Origin of the sequence: Kocuria dechangensis, from assembly GCF_014636775.1 — a bacterium.
In the GTDB taxonomy this organism is placed as follows: Bacteria; Actinomycetota; Actinomycetes; order Actinomycetales; family Micrococcaceae; genus Kocuria; species Kocuria dechangensis.
Genome location: NZ_BMEQ01000020.1, coordinates 14,768 through 29,610 on the forward strand (window position 1 = coordinate 14,768; position 14,843 = coordinate 29,610).

Genomic DNA, 14,843 nt, shown 5'->3' on the forward strand with positions numbered 1-14,843 from the left:
CTCCTGGCCCCATGCTGCGCCGCTGCTGGGCGCGGGACGGCCGGGGTCAGCCCGCCTGTGGACGGGGACGGGCGGTCAGGCCTGCTCGAGCGCGATGGGGAGCGAGGCCGCCGGGGAGGGGGTGGCCGACGGTGTGGCAGACGGCGTGCTCGTCGAGGTGGCCGACGGAGCAGGCGACGGCGTGCTCGTCGAGGTGGGGTCCGCTGTCGCGCCGGCCGTGGCTGTCGCGATCGCCGTGGCTGTCGCGTCAGCCGAGGCTGTGGCGCTCGCCGACACCGTGGGGGTGGCGCTCGCCGACACCGTGGGGGCGGCGCTCGCGGACGCCGTCGGGTCCGGGCCCGACGCCCCCGTGGAGGTGTCAGGCGTGGGCGTGGTGGGCGTGGTCGGCGCGTTGCCCGCGGTGGGGAGCTCCGTGGGCGCCGGGGTCTCCGGCAGCACCGGGCCCGGCCCCGGGGCCGGACCGGGGTCGATGGGCAGCGGGGCGGTGGTCGGCTCCTGCGACGGGGGAGGCGTCGGTTCCGTGACAGGCTCCGGGCCGGGTCCCGGCGGGGGCGGGGCCGGGACGACCGGGTCCTCGATGGGCAGCGTGGGCGCCGGTGGGGATGCGGGCGCCTCGGCCGGGGACGTGGGCAGGGGAGCCGGCTCGGGCACGACGTCGTCGTCCGCCGCCGGCTCCGGGGCAACGCCGGCGCCCTCCAGGGGCTCCGGTGCCACCGGCTCGGGCGCGACCGGCTCCGGTGCCACCGGCTCGGGCGCGACCGGCTCCGGTGCCACCGGCTCGGGCGCGACGGGTTCCGGTGCAATGGGCGCCGGCGCGGCGGCTTCTGCGGGCTCGCGCTCCGGGACCTCCGGGCCCCCCGGCTGCGCCCTGTAGCGCAGTTCCTCGGGCCCGTGGCCCACCGGGGCGGGATCCTCGGCGCGCTCGTTGGCGTAGGCGGTGAGCTCGACGTCGTCGAAGGTGGCCGGGAGGCGGGCGAAGTCCCCGATCAGCAGCTCCTCCCCCGTGCCCCCGGCGGGAACGGTGCCGGGGTAGGACGCCATGAGCTCGTGGGTGCGCCGGTCCAGCTCCGCGCCCTTCTCGGAGCCGGGGTCGGTGCCGTCGGCGAGGGAGAAGCCTCCGTCGACGGAACGGTCGGGGTCCCACTCGGCCAGCACCTCGGCGGCCGTCTCGAACGGGAAGAGCCCGCCCTCGTGGCTGATCACCTTGAGGTCCGAGATCTCCACCGTGCGGGTGCCCTTGGTGTTGTCGATGTGGACCGCGACGTAGGTGACGGGCTCGACGCGCAGGTCCTGCCTCAGCTTCTCGACCTCCTGGTCGGGGGCCGGGTCGGTGGGGAGGTCGAACGTGATGACGGCGCCCGCGGAGGTCTCGATGGCGTAGGGCCCCTGGCGCAGGCCGGACTCCGCGCTGGTCACCGTGCCGGGACGTGCGACGGCCTCGGGCTCGTCCCCGCCGAAGGCGCTGCACCCGCTCGCCACGAGCGCGGTGGCTGCCAGCAGTGCGGCGCGTCGTGGAGAGGCCAGCAGGGCGGCACGTCGTGAAGCAACCACCCGCCCGGATGTGACCACCGCGCACCTCCGTCGTCATCCCCTGTCATAGACGTCACCACAGTGGCACGTCCTCGGGGGCATGTCACGCCGCCGTCATCGCGCCGCGTCTCATTGCAATTGCAACAACACCTCCAGGGAGGGTGCGGTGCCAGGACGGACGACGACGGCGACGGCGTCGACCCTGATCAGGCGGGGGTCCCGGCCGTGGGCGCGGGCCCAGGCCGCCGCGAGCCGGTGCAGGCGCGCCGTCTTCTGCGGCGTAATGGACTCGAACGGGTGGCCGTACCCCGTCCCGGAACGGGTCTTCACCTCGACCACGACCACCAGTCCGTCGTGCTCCGCGACGATGTCCGCCTCCCCGCGCACCCCGTCCCGGCCGGGCACGGCACGCCAGTTGCGCTCCAGGATCCGGTACCCGCGCTCAGCCAGGTGCGCGGCGGCGAGCCGCTCCCCGTACGCTCCGAGTCCCCCGTCCACAGGACACCCCCGTCGTCCGGCCCGCGGCACGAGGACCGCGCCGCACGTCCATCGTGCGGGAGCGCCGCCTGCCGCCGGAGCGCCGGACCGTGGATGTGCAGTGCGGGTGCAGTGCGAGCTCAGTGAAGGTGCGGTGGTGCGGCCGTGAGGCGGCTGCGCGGGCACGGCCCCGCTCAGGGGGCGTGGGGACCGCCCGGTGCCTGGCCGGGCCCCCCGGGCAGGGAGAAGGGGTCGGCGTGGGTGAGCTCCTCCACGTTGACGTCCCGGAAGCTCATGACGTGCACGTGCTTCACGAACCGCGCGGAGCGGTAGATGTCCCACACCCAGGCGTCCTTGAGCTCCACGTCGAAGTACAGCCCGTTCTTCGTCTCGACGGGCTCGATCCGCACCGAGTTGGCCAGGTAGAACCGGCGGTCGGTCTCCACGACGTACTGGAACAGCTTGGCCACGTCCCGGTACTCCCGGTAGAGCTGCAGCTCCAGATCGGTCTCGAAGTTCTCGAGTTCCTCGGCGCTCATGTCGTCTCGTCTCCGCTCGTGCCGTTGCCTCCGGGCACCGGCGGCTGCGTGAGCCGCCAGCTGAGCCGGTGGTGCGGCGTGGGCCCCCGGTCCGCGAGGGCGCGGCGGTGCTCGGCGGCACCGTAGCCTTTGTTGCTGCCCCAACCGTACTGCGGCCAGTCCCCGGAGAGCTCCCCCATGATCCGGTCCCGCTCGACCTTCGCGAGGACGCTCGCCGCCGCGACGCTCGCGCACGTCAGGTCGGCCTTGACGCGGGGGACGACCCTGCCGGACCAGGCCTCCTCGTCCGCGGCACCGGCGGCCGGGCCGAGGGCGTCGAGGAGGGAGGGCTCCGCGGGCCGGGAGAGCCAGTCGTGCCGTCCGTCCAGCAGCACGACGTCGGGCGGCGCCGCGCCCAGCCCGGCCGCGGTCAGAGCGCGGTGGCCGGCCCGTCGCAGGGCGGCCGTCAGGCCCAGCCCGTCGATCTCCTGCGGGGAGGCGTGGCCCACCCCGCCGGCGGCGCACCAGGCGAGGATGCGGGGCACGAGCTCCTCCCGCCGCGCGGGGCTCAGGAGCTTGCTGTCCCGCAGACCCGGCACGCCGAGTGCAGTCCCCGGGCGCAGCACCACGACCCCGACCGTCACGGGTCCGGCCAGTGCGCCCCGGCCCACCTCGTCCATCCCGGCCACGAGCGCGCCGGAGGCCGACAGCTCGCGCTCCACGGCCAGGCCCGGGGCGGCGCCCCGGAGGGTGCGGGGGCGGCGCGGGTCAGGAGCCACCGGAGGCAGAGTCCGGGACGTCCGCGAACACCTCGGCGGGGTTCTGCAGGAGCTCGAACCTGTCGAGGGGCCAGGCGATGACGAAGGCGGTGCCCACGACGTCGTCGTGGCTGATGAAGGCCGCGTTCTCGGTCAGGTCGGCGAGGTGGACGCGGGAGTCGGCGGAGGCGTTGCGGTGGTCGCCGAGCACGAAGTAGTGGTTCTCCGGGACGATCAGGTCGAACGGGATCTCCGAGGGCGCCGCCCCGGGGAAGAGGTAGGCGTCGCGCTCGTCGAGGGCCTCCCCGTTGACGGTCACGCGCCCGGAGGCGTCGCAGCACACGACGTGGTCCCCGCCCGTGCCGACGACCCGCTTGATGAGGTGCTGGTCGGTCCGGTCGGGCAGGACGCCCACGAAGGCGAGGGCGTCGTAGACCGCGTCCCCGGGACCTCCCGCCCCTGCCAGCTGCTCGGGCAGCCAGCCCTTGGAGTCCTCGAAGACGACGATGTCCCCGCGCTCGAGCGGACCGAACGTCGGCTCGACCACGTTGACGAAGATCCGGTCGTTGAGCTGGAGGGTGTTCTCCATGGAGCCCGACGGGATGTAGAAGCCCCGCACGAGGAGGGTCTTCACGACGAAGGCGATGAGCACAGCCCAGACGAGGACCAGGATGATCTCGCGGACCGAGCCCCACAGGGTGTCGGGCCGCTGCTTCCGGGAGCCGCCGGCCGACCGGCGACCGCTGCGGCGCCCGTCGGCCGCCGCGTCGTCAGGGGTCCCGTCGTCGGAGGGGGCGGGGTCCGCCGGGGCCGCGGCCGCCGCCGTGCGCTCCGCGTCGGCGGGCACGGGGCGGGGCGCGCCCGTCCCGACGGGGGCGCCGTCCTCCTGGGCCGCGCCGTCTCCGGCGGGCTGGGTCCTGTCGGCCACTGCTCTCGTCCTTCCTGGACGTGCGATCGCGTCCGGGTCCGGGGCCCCCGGCGGGTGCGCCGGGGCTCGGGTCAGAGCTGCCCTGCCCGGCCCGGGGGCCACAGGACAGCAACGGGTTCTCCGACGACCTTATCCGCTCGGACCAGCCCGCCGCCCGGCGCGCCCAGAAGACTGCGCGAATCGACCGACACGGAGCGGTGGTCGCCCATGAGCCACAGGCGGCCCTCCGGCACGACGGCGGTGAACTCGACCTCGCTCGGCGCGTCGCCCGGGAAGACGTAGCCCTCGTCGGTCTCCTCGCCGTTGACCAGGAGCCGGCCGGACGGACCGCAGCACTCGACGGTGTCGCCGGGCACCCCGATCACCCGCTTGAGGTACACGGTGTCGGACCCGGCCAGCCCGCTCCAGCGGCCCAGGGCGCCGAGGGCCTGGAGGGGCCAGGGGTCGTCGCTGTGCAGCGGGGCGAAGCTGCCGCGGCCGTCGAAGACGACGAGGTCCCCGCGCTGGAGCTGCGTCTCGTCGACGAGCCTGCTGACCAGCACCCGGTCCCCCGGCTCGACGGTGGGCTGCATCGAGTCCGAGCCGATCCAGTAGACGTCCACCACGAACGCGCGGAGCAGACCCGTCAGCACGGCGGCGACGAGCAGGGCCAGGACGACGGAACGCCAGCCCCGGAGACGGGACTGGCGTTCGCGCGGCACGGCGAGGGACCCGGTGGTGGCCCGGTCCCGGGCGCAGGCTTCGGTCTGCACCGGCGTGCGGGGTCCTACTTGCCGGACTTGGCGCCCTTGGCGGCCTTGCCCGTGGGGGTGTTGTCCCGCTTCTCGCGGATGCGGGCGGCCTTGCCGTGGCGGTCGCGCATGTAGTACAGCTTCGCGCGGCGGACGTCGCCCCGGGTCAGGACCTCGATCTTCTCGATGACCGGGGAGTGCACCGGGAAGGTGCGCTCCACGCCGACGCCGAAGGAGACCTTGCGGACGGTGAACGTCTCGTGGACGCCGGCGCCCTGACGGCCCATGACGAAGCCCTTGAAGATCTGCACGCGGGAGCGGTTGCCCTCGACGATGTTGACGTGCACGTTGAGGGTGTCGCCCGGGCGGAAGTCGGGGACGTCGTCGCGCAGGGACTTGGCGTCGAGCTGGTCGAGGATGTTCATGGTGTTCCTCCTGGTGAACGCCGCAGGTCGCTCACGTGGATCGGCACGGTTCCGTGGTGCGCCCCGGGAGGAGACCCGGCGCGGGTGCGGAATCGCAAGACGTGGTGTCCGGCGCCCCGTGCGGGGCCACCGGGTGCCTGCTGTTGGTCGCTCATCCCCCTGCGGCGGGGGCGTGCCCAGCAGACACACAGCTGAACATTATGCCACAGGTCCGGCGGGGGCGTCCGGTCCCGCGCGCAGCACGCGGTCCCCGGCCACGGTCCAGCCCGCCTCGGCGAGCACCGCGCGGTCGGCGCGGTCGAGCGCCGCGGGGTCGAGCGCCGCGACGAGGTCGGGCCGCCGGGCCGCGGTGCGCCGCAGCTGCAGGTCCCGGCGCCAGCGGGCGATCCGGCCGTGGTGGCCGGAGAGCAGCACCTCGGGGACGGGCCGGTCCCGCCACAGGGCGGGCTTCGTGTAGACGGGGTACTCCAGCAGACCGTCGGAGTGGGACTCCTCGACGAGGGACTCGGGGTTGCCGATCACCCCGGGCACGAGCCGGCCGATGGCCTCGACCATGGCCAGCACGGCCACCTCGCCGCCGTTGAGGACGTAGTCGCCGAGGCTCATGGGGCGGACCTCGAAGCGCTCCCGGGCCCAGTCGACCACGCGCTCGTCGATGCCCTCGTAGCGCCCGCACGCGAACACCAGGTGCTCCCGCTCCGCGAGCTCGCGGGCCACGGCCTGGGTGAAGACCTCGCCGGCCGGCGAGGGGACGACCAGCACGGGCCGCTCCCCCGGCGGCGTCCCGGCGCCGGGCGCGGCCGGGCCGGGGGCCGCGGCGCCCCGCTCCAGCACGTCCTCGAGCGCCAGCGCCCACGGCTCGGGCTTCATGACCATCCCGGCGCCGCCGCCGTAGGGGGTGTCGTCCACGGTGCGGTGGCGGTCGGTCGTGTACCGGCGGAGGTCCTCCACGGACAGCTCCAGCAGCCCCTGCAGCCGGGCCTTGCCGATGAGGGAGAGGTCCAGGGCGGCGAGGTACTCGGGGAAGATGCTGACGACGTCGATCCGCATCAGCGCGCGCCCTCCGGCCCGGAGCCGCCGGGGGTGTCAGGGGATTCGGGGGCTTCGGGAGTTCGGGGGGCCGTGTCCTCGGCCTCCGTCTCGAGACCGAGCTCCAGCAGCCCCGGGGGCGGGGTCACGACGACGAAGCCGCCCTCCGGGTCGACGACGGGCACGATCTCCTCGACGAACGGGAGAACGGCGGCCCGGCCGTCCTCGTCCAGCTCGATCTCGAGCAGGTCCTGGACCGGCATGGTGCGCAGGCCGGTGACCACGCCGATCCGCGGGCCGCTGCCGTCCTCGGGGCCCGTGCGCACCTCGAGGTCGACGAGCTCGTGCTCGTACCACTCGTCGTCGTCCTCGTCGTCCTCCAGCGCCTCGGCGAACAGGCGCGAGCCGCGCAGGGTCTCGGCGCCGTTGCGGTCGGGCACCTCCTCGAGCCCGACCACGAGCACGGTCTTGTTCCAGCGCGCGGAGCGCACCGTGACCGTGCCCTCGGGCGCGAGCGGGGAGGCGGGCTCGAGCTGCAGCCGGGCGCCGGGGGCGAAGCGCTCCTCGGGGGCGTCGGTGAATAGCTGCACGGTGACCTCCCCCCGGATGCCGTGGGGCTTGCCGATGCGGGCGACCTGGACCTTCATGCTGCTCCTGGGGGTGTCGGCGGGACCGGGCGGGGAACCGGTGCGGGGTGGAAAGCGCACGGTCCCCGCATCCGGTGGGATGCGGGGACCGTGCGGGCGGCGGGCCGGACGCGTGGTGCCCGGACCGCCTCAGCGGGTGCGGCGGTCGGTGTCGACGACGTCGATCCGGACGGGTTCGCCCGCGGCGAGCGCGCCGATCACGGTGCGCAGCGCCTTCGCGGTGCGGCCCTGCCGGCCGATGACCCGGCCGAGGTCGTCCGGGTGGACCCGGACCTCGAGGGTCTCGGCGCGGCGCCCGCTCTTGAGCCGGACGTCGACGTCATCGGGGCTGTCCACGATGCCGCGGACGAGGTGCTCCAACGCGTCGGCGAGCACGACTACTCGGCCTTCTCGGCGTCAGCCGCGGGGGCGTCGTCGGACTGGGCGCCGGGGGTCTCGTCCTCGGCCTTCTCGGCCTTCGGGGTGATCGCCTCGGGGATGATCACGGAGCCCTTGTCCGGGGCCACGAACGCGCCCTTGGCCTCGGGCTGCCGCAGGGTGCCCTCGGCGCCCTCCTCGCCCTTGAACCGCTGCCAGTCGCCGGTCACCTTGAGGATCGCGGCGACGGCCTCGGACGGCTGGGCGCCGACGCCGAGCCAGTACTGGGCCCGATCGGAGACGACCTCGATGTAGGAGGGGTGCTCGGTCGGGTGGTACTTGCCGATCTCCTCGATGACGCGGCCGTCGCGCTTCTTGCGGGAGTCGACGACGACGACGCGGTAGCGGGGATCGCGCATCTTGCCCATGCGCTTGAGTCGGATCTTAACAGCCACTGGTGTGGACTCTCCTGGTTCTTGGATGATGCGAACGCCTGGTCTCGCTCCCGTGGGGCGGGCCGGTCGCAGGGTTCTGTGGACACGAGAAACGTGCGGGAAGAGGGACCGCACGCATCGAGTACCCGTCCAGTATGCCAGACGCGGTCAAGTCCGGCGGACGGGGCGCGGTCCCCGTCCGCTCAGCCGCGGCCGAGGCCGAAGAAGCGGCGCCACCGGTCCCGGGAGCGGGCGGCCCCGGGCTGCGTCCCCGGCGCCGCGGGCGGCGGGACAGCACCCGTGCGGCGGGCGCTGCGCAGGGCCGCGTAGTAGGCGCCCTCCGCGGCGGCGTCCGCCAGCAGGGCCGCGGAGAGGGTGCCGAGCACCCGTGCGCCCGCCCCGCCGCGGCGGGCGGCCCCGGCCAGGCCCACCCCGAGGGCGGTCTCGGTGCCGGCGATGGCCAGCAGCAGCTCCGGCCGCCGCACGAGGGCCCGCTGGTACCGGTCGAGCAGCCCGTCCCCGGTGGGGGCCAGGGTGAGCCCGCGCAGCACGGCCTGTCCCACCGCGGTCGGCTCGTAGTGCACGGCGTCGTCGAGGTCGGCGAGCTCGCGCCGGCCCTCCACGATCTTCGCGGCGAGCACGGGCAGCCCGACCAGCTGCAGCACGGACTCGAGGACGAGCTCGGTCGACTCCCCGGCCACGTAGTTGCGCAGCCGGTTCGTCTCGGCCGGGTCCAGGTCGAAGACGGAGGCGACGGACTCGATCTGCAGCTCCGAGGTGCGGCCCGCGCACAGCCGGACGAGCTCGCGCTCGAACCGGGCGGCCGGGGTCTGCTCCACCTCGGTGGCCACGCCGCCGGCGGGGAACCACTCGGGGCCCCACTCGAGGGAGCACACGGCGTCGGCGGCCTCGAGCTCGGTCACGTCCGCGGGGTCCTCCCCCGCGAGCAGGACCTCGAAGGAACGGGTGGCGCCGTCCGAGGAGAGCGCGACGGCGGTCTCCCCCAGGCCGGTGCGCACGGTCCAGAAGTCGACCTCGTCGTCGAAGACGACCACGGACCACCCGTGCCGGGACACGGCGGTGAACCCGGTGCCGGAGAGCGCGGCGAGCACGGGCAGCTCCGGGGCGTCGAGGTGGACGAGCAGCACCCGGCGCAGGGAGGGGTGCTCGGGCTGGAGCCGCTGGCCGGTGATCCGGGTGAGGGTCGCGGACAGCTCGTCCAGGGTGCAGCCCGGCTCCACTCCCCCGTCCTCGCCCGCGCGGGCCAGCCGGCCGCGGTCGTCGGCGAGGAACATCAGCTGCGTGGCGTGGGGGCCCTCGGAGTAGGCGCCGATGAGGCGGTGGTGGGCGATGATCTTGCGCATGCCCTCCAGCGTGGGGCGCAGCCCGGAGGCGTCCGAGCCCGTGGTCTCCGCGGCGCAGAGCACCGTGGCGGGGACCAGGTCCCACGCGGAGGTCGGGGAGGCGACGTCGTCGGCGGGGAGAGGGGTCATGCCCACCATGCTACGCCGTCGCCGGCCCCCGTCCGGGGAGCGGACGGGGGCCGGCGACGGCCCGGCGGGCGCGGGAGCAGGTGCTCAGCGGGGCCCGTCGACGAGCTCGGCGACGGTGCCGTCGGCCAGCGCCGCGAGGCCCTGGCGCAGGCGGTGGGCCAGGGCGGGGCGCAGGTACCGGTCGAGCTCCTCGGGGGCCGTCCAGCGGTGGCTGAGCAGCTCCTCCTCCTGGACGGTGATGGGGGTGCCGGCCGGCACCACCCCGCCGTCGTAGACGAAGGAGACGGAGTCGCCCCAGACGCCCTGGGACACGCCGTGGTGGATGACGAGGAGCCGGCCCTCGGGCAGGTGCAGGCCGACCTCCTCCACGACCTCCCGGAAGCACCCGGTGCGGGGGTCCTCCCCCGCCTCCACGGTGCCGCCGGGGACGGTCCAGTCCGACTTGTAGTTGGGCTCCACCAGGAGCACCCGCCCGTCGGGGTCGCGGATGAGCGCCTCGGCGGCCAGCCGGCGGGTGGGCAGGGAGGAGATGAACCGCAGCAGCTCGGGCTCGGAGAGGTAGGAGGTCACGCCGTCCTCACTTCCCCAGGAACTTCTCGAAGCCCTTGGGCAGGTTCAGGTCCGCGGCGTCGAGCTCCTGGGCACCGGAGCCGAAGGCGGCGCCGGTGGGCGCCTTCTGCTTGCGCTGCTGCTCCAGCGCGGCGTTCTCCTGCGCCCGCTTGGCCGGGTTGCCGGAGCGGGAGCCGCTCTTCTTCGCGGGGGCCTTGCCCTTGCCCTTCTTGGCCCCACCGCCGGCGGCTCCGGGCATGCCGGGGATCCCGCCGGGCATGCCGGGGACGCCCTTGCCCTGGGCGAGGCGCTTCATCATCTTCTGGGCCTGGGCGAAGCGCTCCATGAGCTGGTTGACCTCGGAGACGGTGACGCCCGAGCCCTTGGCGATGCGGGCGCGGCGGGAGCCGTTGATGATCTTCGGGGCGACCCGCTCGTGCGGGGTCATGGACCGGACGATGGCCTCGACGCGGTCGATCTCGCGCTCGTCGAAGTTCTCGAGCTGCTCGCGCATGCCGGCGGCGCCCGGCATCATCATGAGCATCTTCTTCATCGAGCCCATCTTGCGCAGCTGCTGCATCTGGTTGAGGAAGTCCTCGAAGGTGAAGTCCTCCTGGTCCGTGAACTTCCGGGCCATCTTCTCGGCCTCGGCCTTGTCCCACTGCTTCTCGGCCTGCTCGATCAGCGTGAGGACGTCGCCCATGTCGAGGATCCGGGACGCCATGCGGTCCGGGTGGAACTGCTCGAAGTCGTCGACGTTCTCGCCGGTCGAGGCGAACATGATGGGCTTGCCGGTCACCGAGGCCACCGACAGGGCGGCTCCGCCGCGGGCGTCGCCGTCGAGCTTGGACAGCACCACGCCGGTGAAGTCGACGCCCTCGTTGAACGCCTGGGCGGTGTTGACCGCGTCCTGGCCGATCATGGCGTCGATGACGAAGAGCACCTCGTCGGGCTGGATCGCGTCGCGGATGTCGCGGGCCTGGGCCATGAGCGACTCGTCGATGCCGAGCCGGCCGGCGGTGTCGACGATGACGACGTCGTGCAGCCGCGCGCGGGCCTGGGCCACGCCGTCGCGGGCGACCTGCACGGGATCGCCCGTGGGGTCGTCGGACTCGGAGGTGGTGCCCGGGTGGGGGGCGAAGACGGGGACCCCGGCGCGCTCGCCGACGACCTTCAGCTGGGTCACGGCGTTGGGGCGCTGGAGGTCGGAGGCCACGAGCAGGGGGCGGTGGCCCTGGCCCTTGAGCCACTTGCCGAGCTTGCCCGCCAGAGTGGTCTTGCCCGCGCCCTGGAGGCCGGCGAGCATGATGACCGTGGGGCCGGTCTTGGCCATCCGGATCCGGCGGGTCTGGCCGCCGAGGATGTTCTGCAGCTCCTCGTTGACGATCTTCACGACCTGCTGGCCGGGGTTCAGCGCCTCGGAGACCTCGAGGCTGAGGGCGCGCTCCTTGACCGCGGCGGTGAACTCGCGCACGACCGGGACGGCGACGTCGGCGTCGAGCAGGGCGCGGCGGATCTCCCGCACGGTGGCGTCGACGTCCGCCTCGGTCAGGCGGCCCTTGCCGCGCAGGTTCTTGAAGGTGGCGGTCAACCGGTCGGACAGTGAATTGAACACGGGTCGAAAGCTGCTTTCGTCGAGGGAGGCGGCCGGTGCGCCGCGGTCGGCGCCGCGGGGCGTGGCCCGGCCCGGTGTGGCGGGTCAGTGTCCAAGGTTAGCAACTTCCGGGCGGCGCGGACCCGCCGCGCCGCGGCCCGGGGACGGCGACGGCCGGTCCCCGCCGGGAGGGCGGGGACCGGCCGTCGCCGGAGGGGGAGGCCGCGGGCGGAGCTACAGGGCCGTCTCGTCGCGCTCGCCGGTGCGCACGCGCACGGCCTCGGAGACGTCGGTCACCCACACCTTGCCGTCGCCGGCCCGGCCGGTGTTGGCCGAGGAGACGATGACGTCCACGATGTCCCGGGCCTGGTGGTCGTCGACGAGGATCTCGATCCGGACCTTCTCGAGCAGGTCCACCGTGTACTCGGCGCCGCGGTAGACCTCGGTGTGGCCGCGCTGCTGGCCGTAGCCGTGCACGTTCTGGACGGTCATGCCCTGGATGCCGTAGGCCTCGAGCGCGGACTTGATGTCCTTGAACTTCTCGGGGCGCACGATCGCGGTGACGAGTTTCATGGAGAGGATGCCTTTCATGGGAGTGGGACGGGCGGACGCGGCCGGCTCAGCTGTGCACGGTCTCGGCGCGGCCGGGCTCGAAGGCCCCGGCGCCGGCCTGGGCCTCCTCGTGGCGGCCCGGGGTGAAGGAGCCCGTGGCGTCGCCGGAGAGGGCGTAGCCGGTCTCGGCGTGCTGGGTGATGTCGATGCCGTCGATCTCGTCCCGCTCCGGGATCCGGAAGCCGATGGTCTTGTCGATGACGATCGCGATGACGAAGGTCAGGACCGCGCAGTACACCACGGAGACGAGCACCGCCACGATCTGGGTGAGCAGCAGGCCGAACCCGCCGCCGTAGAACAGCCCGGCGGTGCCCTCGGAGGGCAGCGCCACGAAGCCGAGGGCCACGGTGCCGACGATGCCGGAGACCAGGTGGACGCCGATGACGTCCAGGGAGTCGTCCATGCCCATGCGGTACTTCAGGCCGACGGCGAGCGCCGAGCAGATGCCGGCGACGAGCCCGATGCCCAGCGCCCACACGGGGGTGACGTTGGCGCAGGCGGGAGTGATGGCCACGAGGCCGGCCACGGCGCCGGAGGCGGCGCCCAGGGAGGTGGCGTGCTTGTCGCGGATCCGCTCGGTGAGCAGCCAGCCGAGCATCGCGGCGGCGGGCGCCGCGAGGGTGTTGATCCAGATCAGCCCGGCCTGCTCGGCGGTGGCGGCGGCGCCGGCGTTGAAGCCGAACCAGCCGAACCACAGGATGGCGGCGCCGAGCATGACGAGCGGGAGGTTGTGCGGGCGCTGGCTCGGGTCCTTGCCGAAGCCCTGGCGGGCGCCGACGATCATGATGAGCACGAGCGCGGCGACGCCGGCGTTGATGTGCACCACGAGGCCGCCGGCGAAGTCGATGGCCTCGCCGATCGCGGAGCCGATGGCCCCCTCCTCGGAGAGCAGCCCGCCGCCCCAGACCATGAAGGCCAGCGGGGCGTAGACCAGGGTGGCCCAGACGGGGACGAACACGACCCACGCCCCGAACCGCGCGCGGTCGGCGATCGCCCCGGAGATCAGGGCGACGGTGATGATGGCGAAGGTCCCGCCGTAGGCGGCGCCCAGGAGGTCCTCGGTGCCGATCAGGTCGCCCAGGGCGAAGGACGGGACCGGGCTGCCGGTGACGCCGCCCAGGAGCGGGTCCCCGCCGCTCATGGAGTAGCCCCACAGCACCCAGACCACGGTCACCAGGGCGATGGAGATGAAGCTCATCATCATCATGTTGAGGACGCCCTTGGCGCGGGTCATGCCTCCGTAGAACAGGGCCAGGCCGGGGGTCATGAAGAAGACCATGGCCGCCGCGACGATCGTCCAGACGTGTCCAGCTGTGATTTCCACGATCTGCACCTCTCTTTTTCAGGTTGGTCGTTCACCGGTGTCACTGGCCCGCTTCCCCATGGGGCCGTCCGGTGCTCACCGTTCCCTTCGAGTGTCCGCAAGAGATGTTTCCGTTGCCGCCGCGGTGCGTTGCGGGCATGTTTCGCCGGTCTCACCGGCGTTTCCGGGAGGTTAAACTCCCGCGGGACGGCGGAGGGGGCCCACCCGGTCCGACCGGGTGGGCCCCCTCCGCCGTCCCGCAACGGGGTGCCGTGGGCCGCGCTGGGCGCGCCCGTCAGTCGAGCAGCGCGTCCACGAAGCTCTCGGGGTCGAAGGGCGCGAGGTCGTCGGGGCCCTCCCCGAGGCCGATGAGCTTGACGGGCACGCCCAGGGCCCGCTGGATGGCCACGACGATCCCGCCCTTGGCCGTGCCGTCGAGCTTGGTGAGGACGATGCCGGTGACGTCCACGGCCTCGGAGAACACGCGGGCCTGGGTCATGCCGTTCTGCCCCGTGGTCGCGTCGATGACGAGCAGCACCTCGTCCACGGCCGCGGCCTTCTCGACGACGCGCTTGATCTTGCCGAGCTGGTCCATCAGCCCGGCCTTGTTCTGCAGCCGGCCGGCGGTGTCGATCATCACGACGTCGGCCTCCTCCTCGATGCCGGCGACCACGGAGTCGTAGGCCACCGAGGCGGGGTCGGCGCCCTCGACGTCGGACCGGACCGTGGGCACGCCCACGCGCGCGCCCCAGGTGGAGAGCTGGTCGGCGGCGGCGGCGCGGAAGGTGTCCGCGGCGCCCAGCACGACCTCCTTGTCCTCGGCCACGAGCACGCGGGCGAGCTTGCCGACGGTGGTGGTCTTGCCGACGCCGTTGACGCCGACCACCAGCACGACGGCGGGGACGGAGTCCTTGCGCTCGACCGCCAGCGACCGGTCCATCGTGGGGTCGACCAGCTTCACGAGCTCCTCCCGGAGCATGGCCTTGACGTGGGCGGGGTCGTCGGCGCCCTCGACCTTGACGCGGCGCTGCAGGACGTCGACGAGCTCCATGGACGCGTCCGTGCCGAGGTCGGCGAGCAGCAGCGTCTCCTCGATCTCGTCCCAGACGTCCTGGTCGATCCGGTCGCGGGAGAGCAGGGCCAGCAGGCCCTTGCCGAAGACGTTGTTGGACTTCGCGAGCCGCCCGCGCAGGCGCGCCATGCGCGAGGCCGCCGACTCGGGCCGGTCCAGGGCCGGCCGGGACGGCTCCTCCGGCGCCTCGGCGGTGCCGGGCCGCAGGTCGCCGGGGGCCTCGGCCGGGCCGCCCTCGAGGTCGTCGGCGTCGCGCGTGGAGGCGTAGCCGCCGCGGGGCGCCTTGGGGCCGCGCAGCAGCACCAGGCCCAGCAGACCCAGGACCACCACCGCGATGAGCACGTAAACAATGACGGGTATCGAATCCACGGACAGAAGTCTGTCAC

At 73.8% G+C, this 14,843-nt stretch carries 17 protein-coding genes; all 17 read right to left on the reverse strand.

Annotated elements, in window-relative coordinates:
• Window positions 1–75 precede the first annotated feature (75 nt).
• Complete coding sequence (locus IEW07_RS15315; RefSeq protein ID WP_188538789.1) at window positions 76–1,551, reverse strand: hypothetical protein; 1,476 nt, start codon at window positions 1,549–1,551, stop codon at window positions 76–78.
• Between the two features lie 108 nt (window positions 1,552–1,659).
• Complete coding sequence (locus IEW07_RS15320; RefSeq protein WP_188538791.1) at window positions 1,660–2,028, reverse strand: YraN family protein; 369 nt, start codon at window positions 2,026–2,028, stop codon at window positions 1,660–1,662.
• A 173-nt stretch (window positions 2,029–2,201) separates the two neighbouring features.
• Complete coding sequence (locus IEW07_RS15325; RefSeq protein ID WP_188538793.1) at window positions 2,202–2,546, reverse strand: DUF2469 domain-containing protein; 345 nt, start codon at window positions 2,544–2,546, stop codon at window positions 2,202–2,204.
• Entirely contained in the window at window positions 2,543–3,304 is a 762-nt protein-coding gene (gene rnhB / locus IEW07_RS15330) for a ribonuclease HII (protein ID WP_188538796.1), read from the reverse strand. The genes IEW07_RS15325 and rnhB overlap by 4 nt, the downstream gene beginning before the upstream one ends.
• A complete protein-coding gene (gene lepB / locus IEW07_RS15335; RefSeq protein WP_229741895.1) occupies window positions 3,294–4,211 on the reverse strand; it encodes a signal peptidase I in 918 nt (305 codons plus the stop codon). Before lepB (IEW07_RS15335) ends, rnhB begins: the two co-directional genes overlap by 11 nt.
• A gap of 71 nt (window positions 4,212–4,282) precedes the next feature.
• On the reverse strand, window positions 4,283–4,963 hold the full coding sequence (gene lepB, locus IEW07_RS15340) for a signal peptidase I (protein ID WP_188538798.1): 681 nt from the start codon (window positions 4,961–4,963) through the stop codon (window positions 4,283–4,285).
• A gap of 14 nt (window positions 4,964–4,977) precedes the next feature.
• Window positions 4,978–5,367, reverse strand: a complete 390-nt coding sequence (gene rplS / locus IEW07_RS15345; protein WP_188538800.1) for a 50S ribosomal protein L19 — start codon at window positions 5,365–5,367, stop codon at window positions 4,978–4,980.
• Between the two features lie 198 nt (window positions 5,368–5,565).
• The gene (gene trmD, locus IEW07_RS15350) at window positions 5,566–6,417 is read right to left on the reverse strand and encodes a tRNA (guanosine(37)-N1)-methyltransferase TrmD (RefSeq protein ID WP_188538802.1); all 852 of its coding nucleotides are present in this window, start codon (window positions 6,415–6,417) and stop codon (window positions 5,566–5,568) included.
• Window positions 6,417–7,043 (reverse strand): ribosome maturation factor RimM, encoded by a 627-nt coding sequence (gene rimM, locus IEW07_RS15355; RefSeq protein WP_188538804.1) that lies wholly within the window; start codon window positions 7,041–7,043, stop codon window positions 6,417–6,419. The genes trmD and rimM overlap by 1 nt, the downstream gene beginning before the upstream one ends.
• Before the next feature lie 129 nt (window positions 7,044–7,172).
• Window positions 7,173–7,418, reverse strand: coding sequence for an RNA-binding protein (locus IEW07_RS15360; protein WP_188538806.1), 246 nt, complete (start codon window positions 7,416–7,418; stop codon window positions 7,173–7,175).
• A 2-nt stretch (window positions 7,419–7,420) separates the two neighbouring features.
• Window positions 7,421–7,855: a 30S ribosomal protein S16 gene (gene rpsP / locus IEW07_RS15365; RefSeq protein ID WP_188538808.1), complete on the reverse strand. Its 435-nt coding sequence runs from the start codon at window positions 7,853–7,855 to the stop codon at window positions 7,421–7,423.
• Between the two features lie 182 nt (window positions 7,856–8,037).
• Window positions 8,038–9,327 (reverse strand): hypothetical protein, encoded by a 1,290-nt coding sequence (locus IEW07_RS15370; protein ID WP_188538810.1) that lies wholly within the window; start codon window positions 9,325–9,327, stop codon window positions 8,038–8,040.
• An 84-nt stretch (window positions 9,328–9,411) separates the two neighbouring features.
• Window positions 9,412–9,897 carry an NUDIX domain-containing protein gene (locus tag IEW07_RS15375; protein WP_188538812.1) on the reverse strand — a complete coding sequence of 162 codons (486 nt, stop codon included), beginning with the start codon at window positions 9,895–9,897 and terminating at the stop codon, window positions 9,412–9,414.
• A gap of 7 nt (window positions 9,898–9,904) precedes the next feature.
• Window positions 9,905–11,491 carry a signal recognition particle protein gene (gene ffh, locus IEW07_RS15380; protein WP_188538814.1) on the reverse strand — a complete coding sequence of 529 codons (1,587 nt, stop codon included), beginning with the start codon at window positions 11,489–11,491 and terminating at the stop codon, window positions 9,905–9,907.
• A gap of 213 nt (window positions 11,492–11,704) precedes the next feature.
• A complete protein-coding gene (locus IEW07_RS15385) occupies window positions 11,705–12,043 on the reverse strand; it encodes a P-II family nitrogen regulator (RefSeq protein ID WP_188538816.1) in 339 nt (112 codons plus the stop codon).
• A 46-nt stretch (window positions 12,044–12,089) separates the two neighbouring features.
• On the reverse strand, window positions 12,090–13,406 hold the full coding sequence (locus IEW07_RS15390; protein WP_188538818.1) for an ammonium transporter: 1,317 nt from the start codon (window positions 13,404–13,406) through the stop codon (window positions 12,090–12,092).
• Between the two features lie 274 nt (window positions 13,407–13,680).
• Window positions 13,681–14,826 carry a signal recognition particle-docking protein FtsY gene (gene ftsY / locus IEW07_RS15395; protein WP_188538820.1) on the reverse strand — a complete coding sequence of 382 codons (1,146 nt, stop codon included), beginning with the start codon at window positions 14,824–14,826 and terminating at the stop codon, window positions 13,681–13,683.
• Window positions 14,827–14,843 lie beyond the last annotated feature (17 nt).

What these genes read in the sequence shown, in the direction of transcription:
- IEW07_RS15325 (WP_188538793.1), bottom strand. Translation starts at nt 2,546, where the DNA reads ATGAGCGCCGAGGAACTCGAGAACTTCGAGACCGATCTGGAGCTGCAG.
- rplS (WP_188538800.1), bottom strand. Translation starts at nt 5,367, where the DNA reads ATGAACATCCTCGACCAGCTCGACGCCAAGTCCCTGCGCGACGACGTC.
- trmD (WP_188538802.1), bottom strand. Translation starts at nt 6,417, where the DNA reads ATGCGGATCGACGTCGTCAGCATCTTCCCCGAGTACCTCGCCGCCCTG.
- rimM (WP_188538804.1), bottom strand. Translation starts at nt 7,043, where the DNA reads ATGAAGGTCCAGGTCGCCCGCATCGGCAAGCCCCACGGCATCCGGGGG.
- IEW07_RS15370 (WP_188538810.1), bottom strand. Translation starts at nt 9,327, where the DNA reads ATGACCCCTCTCCCCGCCGACGACGTCGCCTCCCCGACCTCCGCGTGG.
- IEW07_RS15385 (WP_188538816.1), bottom strand. Translation starts at nt 12,043, where the DNA reads ATGAAACTCGTCACCGCGATCGTGCGCCCCGAGAAGTTCAAGGACATC.